A 15,232-nucleotide genomic window follows, 5' to 3' on the forward strand; every position below is an offset into this window, starting at 1 on the left:
GGCGGGGTTTTTGTTGCCTTGACGGGTGCCGCGAAAAGCGGCATCCGCCGTTCAGCCCATGTGCAGGCCGCCGTTGACCGAGAAATCGGCCCCCGTGGCGTAGCCGCCCTCTTCCGAGGCCAGCCAGGCGATGATCGATGCGATCTCGCTCGGTTCGCCCAGGCGTTTGACCGGAACCGTGGCCACGATCTTTTCCAGCACGTCGGGACGGATGGCTTTCACCATGTCGGTGCCGATGTAGCCCGGGCTCACGGTGTTCACCGTCACGCCCTTGGTCGCCAGTTCCTGCGCCAGCGCCATCGAAAAGCCGTGCATGCCGGCCTTGGCGGCGGAATAGTTGGTCTGGCCGGCCTGGCCCTTCTCGCCGTTCACGCTGCTGATGTTGATGATGCGGCCCCAGCCCTTTTCCACCATGTCGCCCACGACCTGTTTGGTCACGTTGAACATGCTGTTGAGGTTGGTTTCGATGACCGCATCCCAGTCTTCGCGCGACATCTTGAGGAACATGCGGTCGCGCGTGATGCCCGCGTTGTTCACCAGCACGTCGATGGTGCCGTGATCGGCTTTGGTGGCCGTGAAGGCCTCCACGGTGGAATCCCAGTCGCCGACATTGCCCACCGAGGCATAGAAGGTGTAGCCCAGCGCCTTTTGCTCGGCCAGCCATTTGGCGTGGTCGCGCGTGGGCCCGCAGCCCGCGATGACCTTGAAACCATCCTTGTGCAAACGCTGGCAGATGGCCGTTCCGATGCCACCCATGCCCCCTGTGACATACGCTACTTTCTGGTTCATGTGAGTTCTCCTTATCAACGATTCACGCGAGCACTCTAACCAAGATTCCACGCCCGGCCGCTGAGGAAAACACCGAGCCACACAAATTTTGACAAAGCCATGCGGGCCCCGCGTGCTATCAGAACCGCAGCAGCCACGCCGCAGGCAAAAAAAAGCCGCACCGAAGTGCGGCTTTTGGCTTGATGCAGCAGCGCGGTGGTCGAAGCACCGCGCGCCGCTCAGGCCCGCTCGACCGCCAGCGACACGCCCATGCCGCCGCCGATGCACAGGGCGGCCACGCCCTTCTTGGCGCCGCGGCGCTTCATCTCGTGCAGCAGTGTGACGAGCACGCGGCAGCCGGACGCTCCGATGGGGTGGCCGATGGCGATGGCGCCGCCGTTCACGTTCACCTTGGCGGCATCCAGGCCCAAAGCCTGGTTCACCGCGCAGGCCTGGGCGGCGAAGGCCTCGTTCAGCTCGAACAGGTCCACGTCGTCCGCGGTCCAGCCGGCGCGCTTCAGCGCCTTGCGGGTCGCCGACACCGGGCCCATGCCCATCGTGGCGGGATCCAGGCCGCTGGTGCCGTAGGACACGATGCGTGCCAGGGGCTCCAGGCCCAGTTCAGCGGCCTTCTTGGCGCTCATCACGACCACGGCGGCGGCGCCGTCGTTCAGGCCCGACGCATTGCCCGCGGTGACGGAGCCGGCCTTGTCGAAGGCCGGTCGCAGGCCCGACAGGGCTTCCGCATTGGTCTTGCGGTTGAGATATTCATCGGCGTTGAAGAGCACGGGGTCGCCCTTCTTCTGCGCCAGGCTGACGGCCACGATCTCATCGGCGAACTTGCCGGCGTCCTGTGCCGCGGCGGCCTTCTGCTGGCTGCCCAGGGCCAGCGCGTCCTGCTGCTCGCGGGTGATGCCATGTTCCTTGGCCACGTTCTCGGCGGTGATGCCCATGTGGTACTGGTTGTACACGTCCCACAGGCCGTCGACGATCATGGTGTCGGTCATCTTCCAGTCGCCCATGCGCTGGCCTTCGCGCGAGCCATTGAGCACGTGGGGCGACAGGCTCATGTTCTCCTGGCCGCCGGCCACCACGATCTCGCTGTCGCCCGTGGCGATGGCCTGGGCGGCCAGCATGACGGCCTTCAGGCCCGAGCCGCAGACGGCGTTGATGGTGAGGGCGGGGGTTTCCTTGGCCACGCCGGCCTTCATCATGGCCTGGCGCGCGGGGTTCTGGCCGACGCCGGCCGTCAGCACCTGGCCCATGATGACTTCACCGACCTGGTCCAGCGGCACCTTGGCGCGGGCCAGGGCCTCCTTGATGACGATGGCGCCCAGTTCGGTGGCGGGGGTCTTGGCGAGGGCGCCGCCGAACTTGCCCACGGCCGTGCGAACGGCGGAAACGATGACGATGTCTTCCATATCAGTCCTTTTTGTGCAGAAACGGGAATCTTGAAATCGGCGAGCCCTGCGGGCCGCGGCACGCCCGTGCGGCCGATTGTGTCAGCCGCCCGGCACACGCACCGCAGCGTCAGGCTTTTTGCTTGACGTAGCGCCCCGGCGCCGGTTCGGTGGCCTTGAAACGCGTGCCACGGCCATAGGCCTTGGGCGCCGCGACCAGCTTGCCCGCATGGCCCTTGAGCCAGCGCGACCAGTCGGTCCACCAGCTGCCGGGATGCTCGGTGGCGCCCTTGAGCCATTCGTCGAGCGTGCCGGGCAGCTGGCCGTCCTCGCGCAGCCAGTGGCTTCGTTTTTTCTTGGAGGGCGGGTTGATCACGCCGGCGATGTGGCCGGACGCCCCCATGGCGAAGCGCTTCTTGCCCGGCAGCACCTGGGTGGAGGCATAGGCCGCATCAATGGGCACGATGTGGTCCTCGCGCGAGCCGTAGATGTACACCGGCAGATCCACGAGGTTCAGGTCGATGGCCTCGCCGCACACCGTGAGCCGGCCGGGCCGCACCAGGTTGTTCTCGAGGTAGAAGTTGCGCAGGTACCAGGCATAGAAGGGCCCGGGCAGATTGGTGCTGTCGCTGTTCCAGTAGAGCAGGTCGAAAGGCGGCGGCGTCTCGCCCTTGAGGTAGTTGCCCACCACGTAGTTCCACACCAGGTCGTTGGGCCGCAGGAAGCTGAACGTGGAGGCCAGGTCCTGCCCCTTCATCATGCCGCCCTTCCCCATCTGCAGCTCGCGGAACTGCACGAACGCCTCGTCGATGAACACGTCCAGGATGCCGGTGTTGGAAAAGTCGATGAGCGTGGTGAGGAAGGTGGCGCTCGCCACCGGCTCTTCGCCGCGCGCGGCCAGCACGGCCAGCGCATTGCTCAGGATGGTGCCGCCCACGCAGAAACCCAGGGCGTTGATCTGCGCCGCGCCGGTGATGTCCTGCACCGTGCCGATGGCGGCCAGCGCGCCCTCTTGCACATAGTCGTCCCACGTTTGATCGGCCAGCGAATCGTCCGGATTGCGCCAGCTCACGACGAAGGTGCGGTGCCCCTCGCTCACCGCATGGCGGATCAGCGAGTTCTCGGGCTGCAGGTCGAGGATATAGAACTTGTTGATGCACGGCGGCACCATGAGGAAGGGCCGCTCGTGCACCTTGTCCGTGAGCGGCTTGTATTCGATGAGCTGGAACAGCGCGTTTTCGAACACGACCGCCCCCTCGGTGGTGGCCACGTTGCGGCCGACTTCGAACAGGCTTTCGTCGGTCATCGAGACGTGGCCCTGGCGCAGGTCGTGCAGCAGGTTGGCCACGCCCTTGGCGATGCTCTCGCCTTGCGTTTCGATGGCTTTCTTCTGGGCCTCGGCATTGAAGGCGAGGAAGTTGCTGGGCGCCATGGCGGCCATCCATTGCTCCACGCCGAACCGGATGCGTGCGCGGGTCTTGGCATCGGCTTCGACCGCATCGACCAGGCCCATGAGGGTGCGCGCGTTGAGCAGGTAGGCCGCCGCAGAGAAGGCCGCCACGGGGTTCTGGGCCCAGGCCTCGCCGCTGAAACGGCGGTCCGCGCTGGCGTTGGCCTGTGCGCCCTGCGTCCACAGCGTGGTGGCCTCCTTCACATACTGCTGCTGCAGGGCCGCGAGCTTTTCGGGGGCGAACTGCACCGAAGCAGCAGGCGCCTTGGCGAAGGCGCCGGCAGCGCCCGCAGGGGCGGCCTGCTGGAAAGCCTGCATCGCCTGGGTCCAGCCCTTGCCCAGCATTTGCTGGAACTGCTGGAATGCCTGGGTGTCCGCTCCCCAGGGTGCTTCAGAATCCGCCATGTTCGTCTCCTCCACAAGAATATGCATGGCCGCGTCAGGGGCGGACCATTGCGGCCATTGTTGCCGAGCGGCGAGCACCGTGGCAACGCCGCTTGCCTTTTTTCACCAACTGCCTTCCAACCCAGGCCCTCACATGTATCTCGTTGTCATTGGATGGCTGTATGTCACGCTGCTGATGGCGGTGGCCGAAGCCATGGCCCCGAACGGCACAGTGCTTGGCGCCCTCATTACCTTCGCCCTCTACGGGCTGCTGCCCATGTCGATCGTGGTGTACATCCTGGGCACGCCGGGCCGCAAACGCGCGATCCACGCGCGGCAGCTGGCCGAGCGCGAGGCCGCGCAGGCAGCTGCTGCAGGGCAGACGCCCGCCCCCACGCCAGCGCCGGCATCAGCCGCCGGCAGCGCGGTCGAGCCAGATGCAGACGGCGAAGCGCCCGCTGCCGCCGAAGGCGCTGCCGTACCGGTGCGAAAAGAACCGTGACGGCTGGCCCACGGTGCACCACGCGGCGCTGCCGTCATTGCCGTGGACGCGGTCCACGCCCAGGGATTGCAGCCGCTGCCGCGCCAGGCCGGCCAGATCGGCGAGGTATTTGCCTCCGCCCTGCGGGCTGAAATGCCGGTCGGCCGCAGGCAGGGCGTCGCAGAACGCGGCGCGCACTTCCGGGCCCACCTCGAACGCCGTCGGGCCGATGCAGGGGCCCAGCCAGGCGATGCAATCAGCCCGGGAGTCGGCCGCCGGCTCCGCCGCGGATTTCTGCGCCGGCGAGGCAGATGCTACATTTTTTATAGCAATATGCCCTAGTTCTGATTGTGCTGGAGGCCTAAAACACTCCAAGGCTGCTTCCAGCACGCCGCGGCCGTCCTGCCCTGCCAGCCCCCGCCAGCCCGCATGCGCGGCCGCCACGCGGGTGCCGCGCGCATCGGTCAGCAGGACCGGCAGGCAGTCGGCCACCATGATCGTGCAGGCCACACCCGGCCCGGTGGCCGTGCAGGCATCGGCCTCGGTGCCGTCCGGGGTGTCGGGGCCGAGCGCGGCCACCTGCCAGCCATGCACCTGGCGCAGGAAGACGGGCCGGGCCGTCTGGCCGCCGCCCCAGCGCAGCGCGTCGCCCAGGATGCGTCGGTTGGCCTGAACGGCCTGCGGATCGTCCCCCACGTGGTCGCCTAGGTTGAGGGCGCCGTAGGGCGCGGCGCTCACGCCGCCCGCGCGCGTGGTGCACAGCGCGCGCACATGGGCGGGCGCCGGCCAGTCGGGCACCAGCCAATCGTGGCCCGGTGGTGGCATGGACATCGGCGCGGTCAGGCTTCGTGGTCCGGGCAGGCGGACGGGTGCGCGCCCTGGAAGGCGGGCAGCGCCATGGCGGCTTCCCACGCGGCCATGGTGAGCGGCAGGCCGTCCAGGTTCACGCGAAAGCGCTGGGCATTGAAGATCTGCGGCACCAGGCAGCAGTCGGCCAGCGTGGGCACGTCGCCCCAGCAGAACTGCGAGGGGGCCAGTCCGGCGGCCTGCCGCTCCTGCGCCAGCAGGCCCAGCTGGCGTTCGAAGGCCGCCAGGCCGTTGCGCGTCCAGTGGTGGTACCAGGCGGTCTTGGTGTCTTCGCTCTGCTGCAGCTCCTGCGTGAGGTACTTGAGCACGCGCAGGTTGTTGATGGGGTGGATCTCGCAGGCGATCATCTGCGCCAGCGCCCGCACCTGGGCGCGGCCGAGCGGGTCGGCGGGCAGCAGGGGCGGCTCGGGATGCATCTCGTCGAGGTACTCGATGATGGCCAGCGACTGCGCCAGGGTGTGGCCGTCGTCGGTGACCAGCGCCGGCACGAGCGGATCGCCCAGCCGGTCGGCATAGGCGGGAAGGCGGTGTTCGGCACGCACCAGATGCACCGGCACATAGTCGTAAGGCAGGCCCTTGATCCCCAGGGCGATGCGCACGCGGTACGAGGACGATGAACGGAAGTAGTTGAACAGCTTCATGGTGCGGCGAGCATAACGCCGCCCTGCCAGGGACAGCGACCACGCCGGCCCCGTGGCACACTGCCGGTTTGCGCCCGCGCCGGCACGATGCCGCCGCGCGGCCCTCCCCGCATCCGGCGCGGCCAGCCCCGCGCCGTCCCTTTTCGAAGAAAGGCAGACATGAGCTATGTGATTCCTCCCGCGGCCGTGACCAGCGTGCCCGTCATCGGCACCGGCGACCGGTTCCCCGTGCACCGCATCTACTGCGTGGGCCGCAATTACGAAGAACACGCCAAGGAAATGGGCTTCACCGGCCGCGAGCCGCCCTTCTTCTTCATGAAGCCCACCGACGCCCTGGTCGTGGTCGATGCCGGCCAGACGGGCACGCTGCCCTACCCCACGCTCACCGCCAACCTGCACCACGAGATCGAACTGGTGGTGGCCATCGGCAAGGGCGGCAAGGGCATCACCGCGGCCGACGCGCTGCAGCACGTGTATGGCTATGCCGTGGGCCTGGACATGACGCGCCGTGACCTGCAGAACGACATGAAGAAGCAGGGCCGCCCCTGGGAGATCGGCAAGGCCTTCGAGCTCAGCGCGCCCATCGGCCCCATCACGCCGGCCGCGCAGGCAGGCAACGTGGCGCAGGCCGCGATCTGGCTGCAGGTGAACGGCGCCGACCGCCAGCGCAGCACCGTCTCGCAGCTGATCTGGAACATCGCCGAAACGATCGAGCACCTGTCGGCCGCGTGGGAGCTGCAGCCCGGCGACCTGATCTTCACGGGCACGCCGGAGGGCGTGGCCGCCGTGGTGCGCGGCGACACGCTCGAAGGCGGCGTGGACGGCCTGGGCACGCTGCGCCTGGCCGTGGCCTGACAGCCCCCTCGGGCCCCGCCCTGGCCTCGCGGCCATCGGCCGGGGCCGGTGTTCCCGCTCCGCCGCCCCACGACGCTTCATTTTCAGAAAAACGAATGACCTCCCGCAGCCCCATCAAGCACTGCCGCGAATGTGGAACGGCCGTGGTGTACCGCGTTCCCGACGATGGCGACACCAAGCACCGCGCCGTCTGCCCGGCCTGCCACACCATCCACTACGAGAACCCGCTGAACGTGGTGGGCACCGTGCCCGTATGGCACGACCAGGTGCTGCTGTGCCGGCGCGCCATCGAACCGCGCCGGGGCAAGTGGACGCTGCCCGCGGGGTTCATGGAACTGAACGAAACCACCGCGCAGGGCGCGGAGCGCGAGACCGACGAGGAAGCCGGCGCGCAGATCCAGATGGGGCCGCTGTTCAGCCTGCTGAACGTGCAGCACGTGGGGCAGGTGCATTTCTTCTACCTGGCCCAGCTGCTCAGCGACGCCTTCGATCCGGGCTACGAAACCCTGGAGGCGCGCCTGTTCACCGAGGACGAGGTGCCCTGGGACGAGATCGCCTTTCGCACCGTGAAGACCACGCTGGAGCGCTATTTCGCCGACCGCAAGGCGGGCAGGTTCGGGCTGCACTGCGTGGACATCGACTGACCCGCCTGCCTTCGCGGGCCATGCGCTGCCGCCGGCTCCATGGAAAAAGGGCGCAGCCACGTCACCGTGGCCTGCGCCCTTTGGCTTTTCGGGGAGCCGCTACCGGCGCGGTCGCCCGAAGATGGCGTCAGCCGATCACTTGAGCCACTTGTCGGCCGACTGCTTGAGTGTGCCACGGGCGTCCAGCAGGCCCCAGACGAACTCCATCACGCGCGAATAGTCGGCATCGTCCTTGGGCAGCATGAAGCCCAGGGTGTTGGTGGGCGTGAGCGGCGCGTCGATGAACGCGGCGGTCAGGCGCGGGTCGGCCTTGGCGTAGTGCAGGGCTTCGTAGGTTTCGGTGATCATCACGTCGCCCTTGCCTTCCGCGATCAGCGCGGGGATTTCGGCGTTCTTGTCATGCGTGCTGACCTGCGCGGCGGTCAGGTTCTGCAGCACGAAGGTTTCGTTGGTGCCGCCGGGGTTCTTGATGACGCGCACGGACGATTTGTTCAGGTCCTGCAGCGTCTGGTACTGGGCCTTGTCGGCCGTGCGCACCAGCGCCACCTTGCCGAACGGCGCGTAGCCGGGGAGCATCTCGATCTGGCGAATGCGCGTGACGTTGCGGGTGATGCCGCCCACGGCCACGTCGAACTTGTCGCCCTGCAGATCCTTCATGAGGTTGGGCCAGCTCGTGGCCACGTATTCGACCTTCACGCCCAGTTCCTTGGCCATGAGTTCGATCACGTCGATGTCGTGGCCGCTGTAGCCGGCATCGGTCTTGATGGCGAAGGGGCGGTAGTCGCCGGGCGTGCCCACGCGCAGGACCTTGCTTTCCATGATCTTGTCCAGCCGGGGGCCGGCGTGGGCAGCGGTCACGAGCGACAGGCAGATCACGGCGCCAGCGGCGACCAGGGAACGCATTTTTCGAGCAATCATGGCAAGGGTATCCAGAGGTTGAGGGGGAGGATCGCAACGGCACGGCGGCCATGGCACCGGCCGCGAACGTACCGCTGGCAAGCATAGCGGAGAGCGGTCGCGCTGCGGCGCACGGCATGCGGAAAGCGGGCAAAGCGCAACACCGCGCGCGCTCGCGGCGGGCCGCGCCAGGCACCGCGCATCGCGCGCTCACCTCGCCCCATCCGCGCCCCATCCGCGCCCCTGCCACCGCCTGGGTCCAGGCCCGGCGCCTCAAGGCTTGGATTCGATGAAGAACGGCAGCCCGCCGCCCGCCGAGGCCGGCGCCATGGGCGCGGCGGCATCGCCGGTGCCGCCATTTTGGGGAGAGACCGGTGACGGCGCCGCAGGCTGCCCCGGTGACTGCGGCACCGCCGGCACGGTCGGCTGCCCGCCGAAGCTCGCGCCCGGCAGGCTGCCGCCCCCCTCGATCGGCGTGGCCACGGGCGGCGCGTCGGGCGTGGCATCCTGCAGCGGCTTGAGCGGCGCCTCGGAAATGTCCGGGGCCTCGGGCAGGTTCTGAGGCGCCGATGCCTCGGAGGCCGGGCGCATCGCGGGCTCGACCGGGGCCGTGCCCTGCGCGGGCGGTGGCGTGTCGGCGGCCGGACCGGTGCGGCGGCCGAAAAGGTCGTAGACCCAGGTGCGCACGCCGCCCACGGCGTTGTCCACCCAGCCGCTCTTTTCCTCCTCGTCGATGAACCGCTCGCGCGCATCGATCACCTTGGTGCGCAGCGCCTGCTGGAACACCTCGCCCACCATGGGCAGCGCGCTGTGGGCGCCCTGCCCCCAGTAATCGCTGCGCAGGGTGATGCGGCCGTCGTTGAAGCCGGCCCAGGCCCCCGCCACCAGTTGCGGGTGCATCAGGATGAACCAGCCGTCGGTGTTGTCCTGCGTGGTGCCGGTCTTGCCCGCCACGTCGGCGGTGATGCCGTAGCGGGTGCGGATCGCGGCGCCCGTGCCCTTGTCGATCACGCCGCGCATGGCGTCGCGCAGGGTCTGCACGGCCGAAAGGCCCGCGGCCCGCTCGGGGTCGGCAGGGGCGAAGTCTTCCAGCACCTTGCCGTTCTTGTCTTCGATCCGCGTGATGACGATGGGCGCGCGGTACTGGCCGCCGTTGGCGATGGTGCCGTAGGCGGCCACCATTTCCTTGAGCGTGACGGGGCTGGTGCCCAGCGCCAGCGAGGGCACCACATCCAGGCGCGACTCGCGCACGCCCATGGCCTGCGCCCACCGCGCCACGCGCTCGGGGCCGACCCTCTGCATGACCTGCGCGGTGATGGTGTTCTTGGAGTAAGCCAGGCCGTCGGCCAGCGTCATGGGCGCGTTGCTGGGCGGGCCTTCGTCCGTGGGGCGCCAGACCTGGCGGCCGCTCAGGGGAATCTCCACCGCCTCGTCCATCAGCGTGTCGGAGGGCAGCATCCCGTTGGCGAAGGCCGCACCGTACACGAACGGCTTGAAGGTCGAGCCCGGCTGGCGGCGTGCGGCCTGCACGTGGTCGAAGGGGTCGGTGGCGAAATCGCGGCTGCCCACCCAGGCCCGCACCTCGCCGCTGCGCGGGTCCAGCGCCAGGAAGCCGGCCTGCACGCGCGTCTTTTGCTGCCGCAGCTGGCGCATGAAAGCGGCGTCGTCCAGCAGGCCCTGCAGGGCTTCGTCGGGTGTGGCGCCCTTGGCCACGGCGGCCTCGTACTGCGCCGATTCGCGCACCAGCGCCTGCACCAGCGGGCCCTTGGGGTTCCAGGCGCTGCGCGAGGCCCAGGCGCCGTCGGCCACGCCCTGCAGCTGCCGGCCCTGGCGGGCGACCGCCTGGTTGGCAAGGGTCTGCAGGCGCGAATCGATGGTGGTGCGGACCACCAGTCCGTCGGCATACAGGCTGTAGCCGTTGCGGTCGGCCCAGTCGATGAGCTGCTTGCGCAGCTGCTGCGCCAGGTGCGGCGCGGGGCCGGCGGTTTCGATCTGGCGCTCGAAGCGGATGCGCAGCGGCCGGCGCGACAGGGTGTCGTACTGCTCGGCGGAGAGCTTGCCGCGCTTTTTCATCTGCGACAGCACGGTGTTGCGCCGCTCCTGCGCGCGCTCGGGGTTGAGCACGGGGTTGTAGTAGCTCGTGCCCTTGAGCATGCCGATGAGGGTGGCGCTCTCCAGCACGGTGAGCTTGTCGGCCGACTTGTCGAAGTACGTGCGCGCGGCCATCTCGATGCCGTAGGCGTTGTACAGGAACGGCACGGTGTTCAGGTAGGTCTCCAGGATCTCGTCCTTGGAGTACAGCACCTCGATCTTGAGCGCGGTGATGGCCTCCTTCAGCTTGCGCGTGAGCGTGGGCGCGCGGCCGATGTCCTCGGGGTAGAGGTTGCGCGCGAGCTGCTGCGTGATGGTGGAGCCGCCCTGCTTGTCGCCGCCCAGGGTGCGGATCAGCGCCGAGCCGGTGCGCCGCCAGTCGAGGCCGAAGTGGTCGTAGAAGCGGTGGTCCTCGGTGGCGATGAGCGCGTCCTTCACCGAAGGGGCGATGTCCTCCAGCGCCACCCATTCGCGGTTGACCCATTTGTATTCGGCCAGCAGGCGGCCATCGGCCGAGACGAGTTGCGCGGGCTGTTCGGTCTTGGCCTTGCGGATGTCGCTGATGGCCGGGGTGAACGGGACCAGGGCCAGCACGTACAGCAGCAGGGCCAGGGGCACGGCCAGCAACGCCCAGAGCACCGCGCGGCGGGACCGCAGGTGGCGGGCGGCGAAGGCCCAGGCGCGCGCCAGCAGCGGCGCGGCGTGGCCCCGCCACGCGGCCGTCAGGCGCGCGCGCAGGGAAGCAAGCACAGGGGGCATCGGGGGCTCAATGGTCGAAAAGGGCTCATGCCCTAGATTTATATGCCTTGATAGCTATCAAATACATAGCAAATGCACGGTAGCGACAGCGCATGCTCATGCGCTCTCGCGGCCCAGCAAGGCCAGCATGCCGGCCTCGTCGAGCACGGGCACGCCCAGCTCCTGCGCCTTCACCAGCTTGCTGCCGGCCTCCTCGCCGGCGACGACGTAGCTGGTCTTCTTGCTGACCGAGCCCGCCACCTTGGCGCCGGCCGCCTCCAGCAGGTCCTTGGCCTCGTCGCGGCTGAGGGTGGGCAAGGTGCCGGTGAGCACGATGGTCTGGCCAGCCAGGGGCAGCACGGCCCGCTCGGCCGGCGCGCCCTCGGGCCAGGTGACGCCGCAGGCGCGCAGTTGCTCTACCACCTCGCGGTTGTGCGGCTGGTCGAAGAAGGTGCGAAGGGACTCGGCCACGATGGGGCCGACGTCGTTCACCTCCAGCAACTGCTCCACGCTCGCGTCCATGATCGCGTCCAGGCCACCGAAGTGGCGCGCCAGGTCCTTGGCGGTGGCCTCGCCGATGTGGCGGATGCCAAGGCCGAACAGAAAGCGCGGCAAGGTGGTCTGCTTGGATTTCTCCAGCGCGGCGAGCACGTTCTGGGCCGACTTTTCCGCCATGCGCTCCAGGCCGCTGAGGGCGGTGAGGCCCAGGCGGTACAGGTCGGGCAAGGTGCGGATGACCTGGCCCTCGACCAGCTGGTCCACCAGCTTGTCGCCCAGGCCTTCGATGTCCATGGCGCGCCGCGCGGCGAAGTGCAGGATGGCCTCCTTGCGCTGCGCGGCGCAGAACAGCCCGCCCGAGCAGCGGTGGTTGACCTCGCCCTTTTCGCGCACCACGGCGCTGCCGCAGATGGGGCACTGCCGGGGCATGCGGAAATTGGGCACGTAGGGCTGGCGCGGCGGTGCGGGCAGGCTGACGGGCGCGTCGCTGCCGGCGGCATCGGCCAGATCGACCAGGTCCACCAGCGCATCGGTGGCCGCCGCGGCGGCGGCGTCTTCACGGACGGGCTCGGGCGCCGGCATGGCCGCGCCCAGCGCCGGCGGCACCACGGCCACGACCTCGGGAATCACGTCGCCCGCGCGCCGCACGATCACCTGATCGCCCACCCGGGCCTTCTTGCGGCGCAGCTCGAACAGGTTGTGCAGCGTGGCGTTGGTGACGGTCACCCCGCCCACGAACACCGGCGCCAGCCGCGCCACGGGCGTGAGCTTGCCGGTGCGGCCCACCTGCACATCGATGCCGTCCATGCGCGTGACCATCTCCTGCGCGGGGTACTTGTGCGCCACGGCCCAGCGCGGCTCGCGCGTGACGAAGCCCAGCTGGCGCTGCAGGTCCAGGCGGTTGACCTTGTAGACCACGCCGTCGATGTCGTAGGGCAGGCGGTCGCGCGAGGCGCCGATCTCCTGGTGGAAAGCGATCAGTTCGTCTGCGCCGTGCGCCACGCGCACCTGCGCCGCCACCGGAAAACCCCAGCCTTTCAGCGCCTGCAGCATGTCGTAGTGCGTGCCGAAGTCGGGCCCGCCCTCGCCGGCCGGCGTGACGTCGCCCAGGCCATAGGCGAAAAAGCTCAGAGGCCGCTGCGCCGAGATGCCCGAATCGAGCTGCCGCACCGCCCCCGCCGCCGCGTTGCGCGGATTGACGAAGGTCTTGCCGCCGGCCTCGCGCTGGCGTTCGTTGAGCTGGTCGAAATCGGCGCGGCGCATGTAGACCTCGCCGCGCACCTCCAGCACCGGGGGGGCGCCGTTCTTGCCGCCCGTGGGCAGCGTCAAGGGAATCTGGCGGATGGCGCGCACGTTGTGCGTCACGTCCTCGCCGACCTCGCCGTCGCCGCGCGTGGCGGCCTGCACCAAGCGGCCGTTTTCGTAGCGCAGGCTCATGGCCAGGCCGTCGAATTTGGGCTCGGCCACGTATTCGACGGGCGCATCGCCTTCGGCCAGCTTCAGCTCGCGCCGCACGCGGGCATCGAAGGTGCGGGCGCCGCTGGCTTCGGTGTCGGTTTCGGTGCGGATGCTGAGCATGGCCACGCGGTGGCGCACGGGCGACAGGCCCTCCATCACCGCGCCGATCACGCGCTGGGTGGGCGAGTCGGGGGTGACGAGGTCCGGGTGGGCCTCTTCCAGCGCTTGCAGCTCACGGAACACCCGGTCGTACTCGGCATCGGGCACCGTGGGCTCGTCGAGCACGTAGTACTGGTGGGCCCAGCGGTTGAGCTGGGCGCGCAGCGCGTCGACGGCCTCGGCGGCTTGCAGGGGCAGCGCTCCGGCTGCGGAAGGTTTGGAATCAGTCACCACGGATGGAACCCAGAAAAGTAGGAGGCTCCTGCACGTTCACAGGAATGGCATCGGGCATGGCGCGCTGCAGGAAATCCACGACCCGCGCATCGAGCCGACCGAACCCGGGGCGCACCTCGATGGGCTCGCCCGCGTGGCGCTCGAACACGTAGCTTCGCTGGCCCGGCGTGCCCTTGACCACGATGGCCCGGACGTCTGCCAGCGGCACCTGCACGTGGCCGGGGCGCACGTTTTGGGGCAGGCTCAGGAAGACTTCCGAACCGTCGATGCGCACCAGGGGCTTGCCCATGCGGCCGAATTGGCGCCGGGCACGCCAACCGGCGATGGCGGGGGCGATGAAAAACCCCAGATAGAACAGGCCAAAGTAGTTGAACCTGCCGATCGTCCGGTACTGCCACAGCGCAACACCCGCGACCACCAGGCAGCCGATGGCTGGCAACCACCGATCCAGGACGGCGTTCGAGGGGCGAAACAGCCCCTGGGGTGTTTCCACCACCGGGGGAAACAGCACGTGCCACCAGCGCATGGGGTGTCCTTTCGGCCCGGGATGACCGGCCACTCAGCTGAACAGGCGGCGCGCCAGCAGCGAGCCGGCCGACAGCTCGCGGCTGTCGAGCTTGTCGTACAGCAGCTCCAGGTCGGCGGCGATGGGGTCCATGGTCATGGCGGGCAGCGGCGTGCCGTTCTGGTCGCACAGCGCGCCGTCCATGGCCTCGCCCAGGGCGGCGGCCACCTCGCGCAGGCGCGCGAACGGCTGCTCGGAGCGGTGCACCTGGGCCACGTCCAGGCTCAGCGTGATGTCGCGGATGGCCGACTGCTCGGGGTCGTCGGACAGGGCGAACTGCGTGTCGTAGGCCAGGGTGAGGACCGGCGGCAGGCCCGGGCCGCTCGCGGGCAGCACCAGCCGGCCGGGAATGGCGCCCGGCGTGAACCCCAGGCGCACGGCGTTCTGCTGCACGTAGCCGGGGCTCCAGGCCGCATGCCGCGCACGCAGCACGAAGGCCAGTTGCGCGTCGTGGTCGCCGGCGAACTGGTCCAGTTCGCGGGCGCGGGCCACCTCGTGCAGCATGTCGGGGAAGTCGGCCGCGGCGTTGATGGCGTCGGCGAAGCCCTGGGCCTTGACGACGAACTCCGAGAACTCGATCTCGTTGAGCGCGCCCACGCGGTTGGCCAGCTGCACGCCGGCCTGGAAGTGGCTGTAGCGCTGGCCTGCCACGGGCGTCTCCCACTGCTGCGTGGATTCGTTGAAGCCCTCGATGGCGAAGGCCTTGCTGCCGGCGCGGCGCGTGGGCGGCAGGGCCACCAGGGCCGCGTCGCCCGAGACGATCTGCTCGGCCACCAGCGGGGCGATGGCGTCGATCAGCGGGTCCAGCCCGCCGCGGCGCTCGGACGGCGGCACGGGCAGCTGCATCGCATCGCGCAGGTCCACGGTGTGGCCGTCGAAGGACGGGTCCGTTCCCGCGCCGGGCGCATCGGCACCCTCCACCGGGGCGCCGCCGGCATCGAAGGCGGGCTCCTGGCGCAGCGCGGGCTCGGCCGCGCCGTCGGGCTCGGGCGGTTTCGCGCGCTTGGGGGCGTTGCGGTGGGCGGACCAGGCGTTGAAGGCGACGATGGCCGCCAGAACGACGCCGCCCGCGATGATGAGGCCGAGTTGGAAGTTGCTCATG

Annotated in this window: 13 protein-coding genes; 3 read left to right on the top strand and 10 right to left on the bottom strand. The window is 69.2% G+C overall.

The features are described from left to right. Nucleotides 1–51 precede the first annotated feature (51 nt). From phbB to AVKW3434_RS03215, 3 genes are all read right to left on the bottom strand, one after another. On the bottom strand, nucleotides 52–789 hold the full coding sequence (gene phbB, locus AVKW3434_RS03205) for an acetoacetyl-CoA reductase (RefSeq protein ID WP_284404332.1): 738 nt from the start codon (nucleotides 787–789) through the stop codon (nucleotides 52–54). Nucleotides 790–1,007: 218 nt separating this feature from the next. Beyond that, entirely contained in the window at nucleotides 1,008–2,189 is a 1,182-nt protein-coding gene (locus AVKW3434_RS03210) for an acetyl-CoA C-acetyltransferase (RefSeq protein ID WP_284404333.1), read from the bottom strand. A 109-nt stretch (nucleotides 2,190–2,298) separates the two neighbouring features. Beyond that, on the bottom strand, nucleotides 2,299–4,023 hold the full coding sequence (locus tag AVKW3434_RS03215; protein ID WP_284404334.1) for a PHA/PHB synthase family protein: 1,725 nt from the start codon (nucleotides 4,021–4,023) through the stop codon (nucleotides 2,299–2,301). A 133-nt stretch (nucleotides 4,024–4,156) separates the two neighbouring features. Between AVKW3434_RS03215 and AVKW3434_RS03220 the strand changes: the two genes are divergently transcribed. Further along, nucleotides 4,157–4,504, top strand: a complete 348-nt coding sequence (locus tag AVKW3434_RS03220; protein ID WP_284404610.1) for a hypothetical protein — start codon at nucleotides 4,157–4,159, stop codon at nucleotides 4,502–4,504. Here the strand turns inward: AVKW3434_RS03220 and AVKW3434_RS03225 are convergent. Continuing rightward, nucleotides 4,412–5,308: a purine nucleoside phosphorylase YfiH/LACC1 family protein gene (locus AVKW3434_RS03225; RefSeq protein WP_284404613.1), complete on the bottom strand. Its 897-nt coding sequence runs from the start codon at nucleotides 5,306–5,308 to the stop codon at nucleotides 4,412–4,414. The two genes, AVKW3434_RS03220 and AVKW3434_RS03225, sit on opposite strands and share 93 nt — an antisense overlap. A 14-nt stretch (nucleotides 5,309–5,322) precedes the next feature. Then, a complete protein-coding gene (gene maiA / locus AVKW3434_RS03230; protein WP_284404335.1) occupies nucleotides 5,323–5,991 on the bottom strand; it encodes a maleylacetoacetate isomerase in 669 nt (222 codons plus the stop codon). A gap of 159 nt (nucleotides 5,992–6,150) precedes the next feature. Between maiA and AVKW3434_RS03235 the strand changes: the two genes are divergently transcribed. Together AVKW3434_RS03235 and AVKW3434_RS03240 are read left to right on the top strand one after the other, a co-directional pair. Beyond that, a complete protein-coding gene (locus tag AVKW3434_RS03235) occupies nucleotides 6,151–6,846 on the top strand; it encodes a fumarylacetoacetate hydrolase family protein (RefSeq protein WP_284404336.1) in 696 nt (231 codons plus the stop codon). A gap of 95 nt (nucleotides 6,847–6,941) precedes the next feature. Continuing rightward, the gene (locus AVKW3434_RS03240) at nucleotides 6,942–7,490 is read left to right on the top strand and encodes an NUDIX hydrolase (protein ID WP_284399787.1); all 549 of its coding nucleotides are present in this window, start codon (nucleotides 6,942–6,944) and stop codon (nucleotides 7,488–7,490) included. A gap of 135 nt (nucleotides 7,491–7,625) precedes the next feature. On the opposite strand, the gene AVKW3434_RS03245 is transcribed toward AVKW3434_RS03240, so the two are convergent. From AVKW3434_RS03245 to AVKW3434_RS03265, 5 genes are all read right to left on the bottom strand, one after another. Continuing rightward, nucleotides 7,626–8,408 carry a transporter substrate-binding domain-containing protein gene (locus AVKW3434_RS03245; protein ID WP_442867380.1) on the bottom strand — a complete coding sequence of 261 codons (783 nt, stop codon included), beginning with the start codon at nucleotides 8,406–8,408 and terminating at the stop codon, nucleotides 7,626–7,628. 252 nt (nucleotides 8,409–8,660) lie between these two features. After that, nucleotides 8,661–11,237, bottom strand: a complete 2,577-nt coding sequence (locus AVKW3434_RS03250; RefSeq protein ID WP_284404338.1) for a penicillin-binding protein 1A — start codon at nucleotides 11,235–11,237, stop codon at nucleotides 8,661–8,663. Nucleotides 11,238–11,333: 96 nt separating this feature from the next. Continuing rightward, nucleotides 11,334–13,565, bottom strand: a complete 2,232-nt coding sequence (ligA, locus tag AVKW3434_RS03255) for an NAD-dependent DNA ligase LigA (RefSeq protein WP_502869022.1) — start codon at nucleotides 13,563–13,565, stop codon at nucleotides 11,334–11,336. Then, nucleotides 13,555–14,091: a hypothetical protein gene (locus tag AVKW3434_RS03260; RefSeq protein ID WP_284404341.1), complete on the bottom strand. Its 537-nt coding sequence runs from the start codon at nucleotides 14,089–14,091 to the stop codon at nucleotides 13,555–13,557. The genes ligA and AVKW3434_RS03260 overlap by 11 nt, the downstream gene beginning before the upstream one ends. A 33-nt stretch (nucleotides 14,092–14,124) precedes the next feature. Then, on the bottom strand, nucleotides 14,125–15,231 hold the full coding sequence (locus AVKW3434_RS03265; RefSeq protein WP_284404343.1) for a cell division protein FtsZ: 1,107 nt from the start codon (nucleotides 15,229–15,231) through the stop codon (nucleotides 14,125–14,127). Nucleotide 15,232 lies beyond the last annotated feature (1 nt).

The sequence above is a fragment of the Acidovorax sp. SUPP3434 genome (assembly GCF_030159015.1).
Classification (GTDB): Bacteria; Pseudomonadota; Gammaproteobacteria; order Burkholderiales; family Burkholderiaceae_C; genus Paracidovorax.

Coding starts and splice junctions, on each gene's coding strand:
- phbB (WP_284404332.1), bottom strand. CDS start 789: ATGAACCAGAAAGTAGCGTATGTCACAGGGGGCATGGGTGGCATCGGA.
- AVKW3434_RS03210 (WP_284404333.1), bottom strand. CDS start 2,189: ATGGAAGACATCGTCATCGTTTCCGCCGTTCGCACGGCCGTGGGCAAG.
- AVKW3434_RS03215 (WP_284404334.1), bottom strand. CDS start 4,023: ATGGCGGATTCTGAAGCACCCTGGGGAGCGGACACCCAGGCATTCCAG.
- AVKW3434_RS03220 (WP_284404610.1), top strand. CDS start 4,157: ATGTATCTCGTTGTCATTGGATGGCTGTATGTCACGCTGCTGATGGCG.
- AVKW3434_RS03225 (WP_284404613.1), bottom strand. CDS start 5,308: ATGCCACCACCGGGCCACGATTGGCTGGTGCCCGACTGGCCGGCGCCC.
- maiA (WP_284404335.1), bottom strand. CDS start 5,991: ATGAAGCTGTTCAACTACTTCCGTTCATCGTCCTCGTACCGCGTGCGC.
- AVKW3434_RS03235 (WP_284404336.1), top strand. CDS start 6,151: ATGAGCTATGTGATTCCTCCCGCGGCCGTGACCAGCGTGCCCGTCATC.
- AVKW3434_RS03240 (WP_284399787.1), top strand. CDS start 6,942: ATGACCTCCCGCAGCCCCATCAAGCACTGCCGCGAATGTGGAACGGCC.
- AVKW3434_RS03245 (WP_442867380.1), bottom strand. CDS start 8,408: ATGATTGCTCGAAAAATGCGTTCCCTGGTCGCCGCTGGCGCCGTGATC.
- AVKW3434_RS03250 (WP_284404338.1), bottom strand. CDS start 11,237: ATGCCCCCTGTGCTTGCTTCCCTGCGCGCGCGCCTGACGGCCGCGTGG.
- AVKW3434_RS03260 (WP_284404341.1), bottom strand. CDS start 14,091: ATGCGCTGGTGGCACGTGCTGTTTCCCCCGGTGGTGGAAACACCCCAG.
- AVKW3434_RS03265 (WP_284404343.1), bottom strand. CDS start 15,231: ATGAGCAACTTCCAACTCGGCCTCATCATCGCGGGCGGCGTCGTTCTG.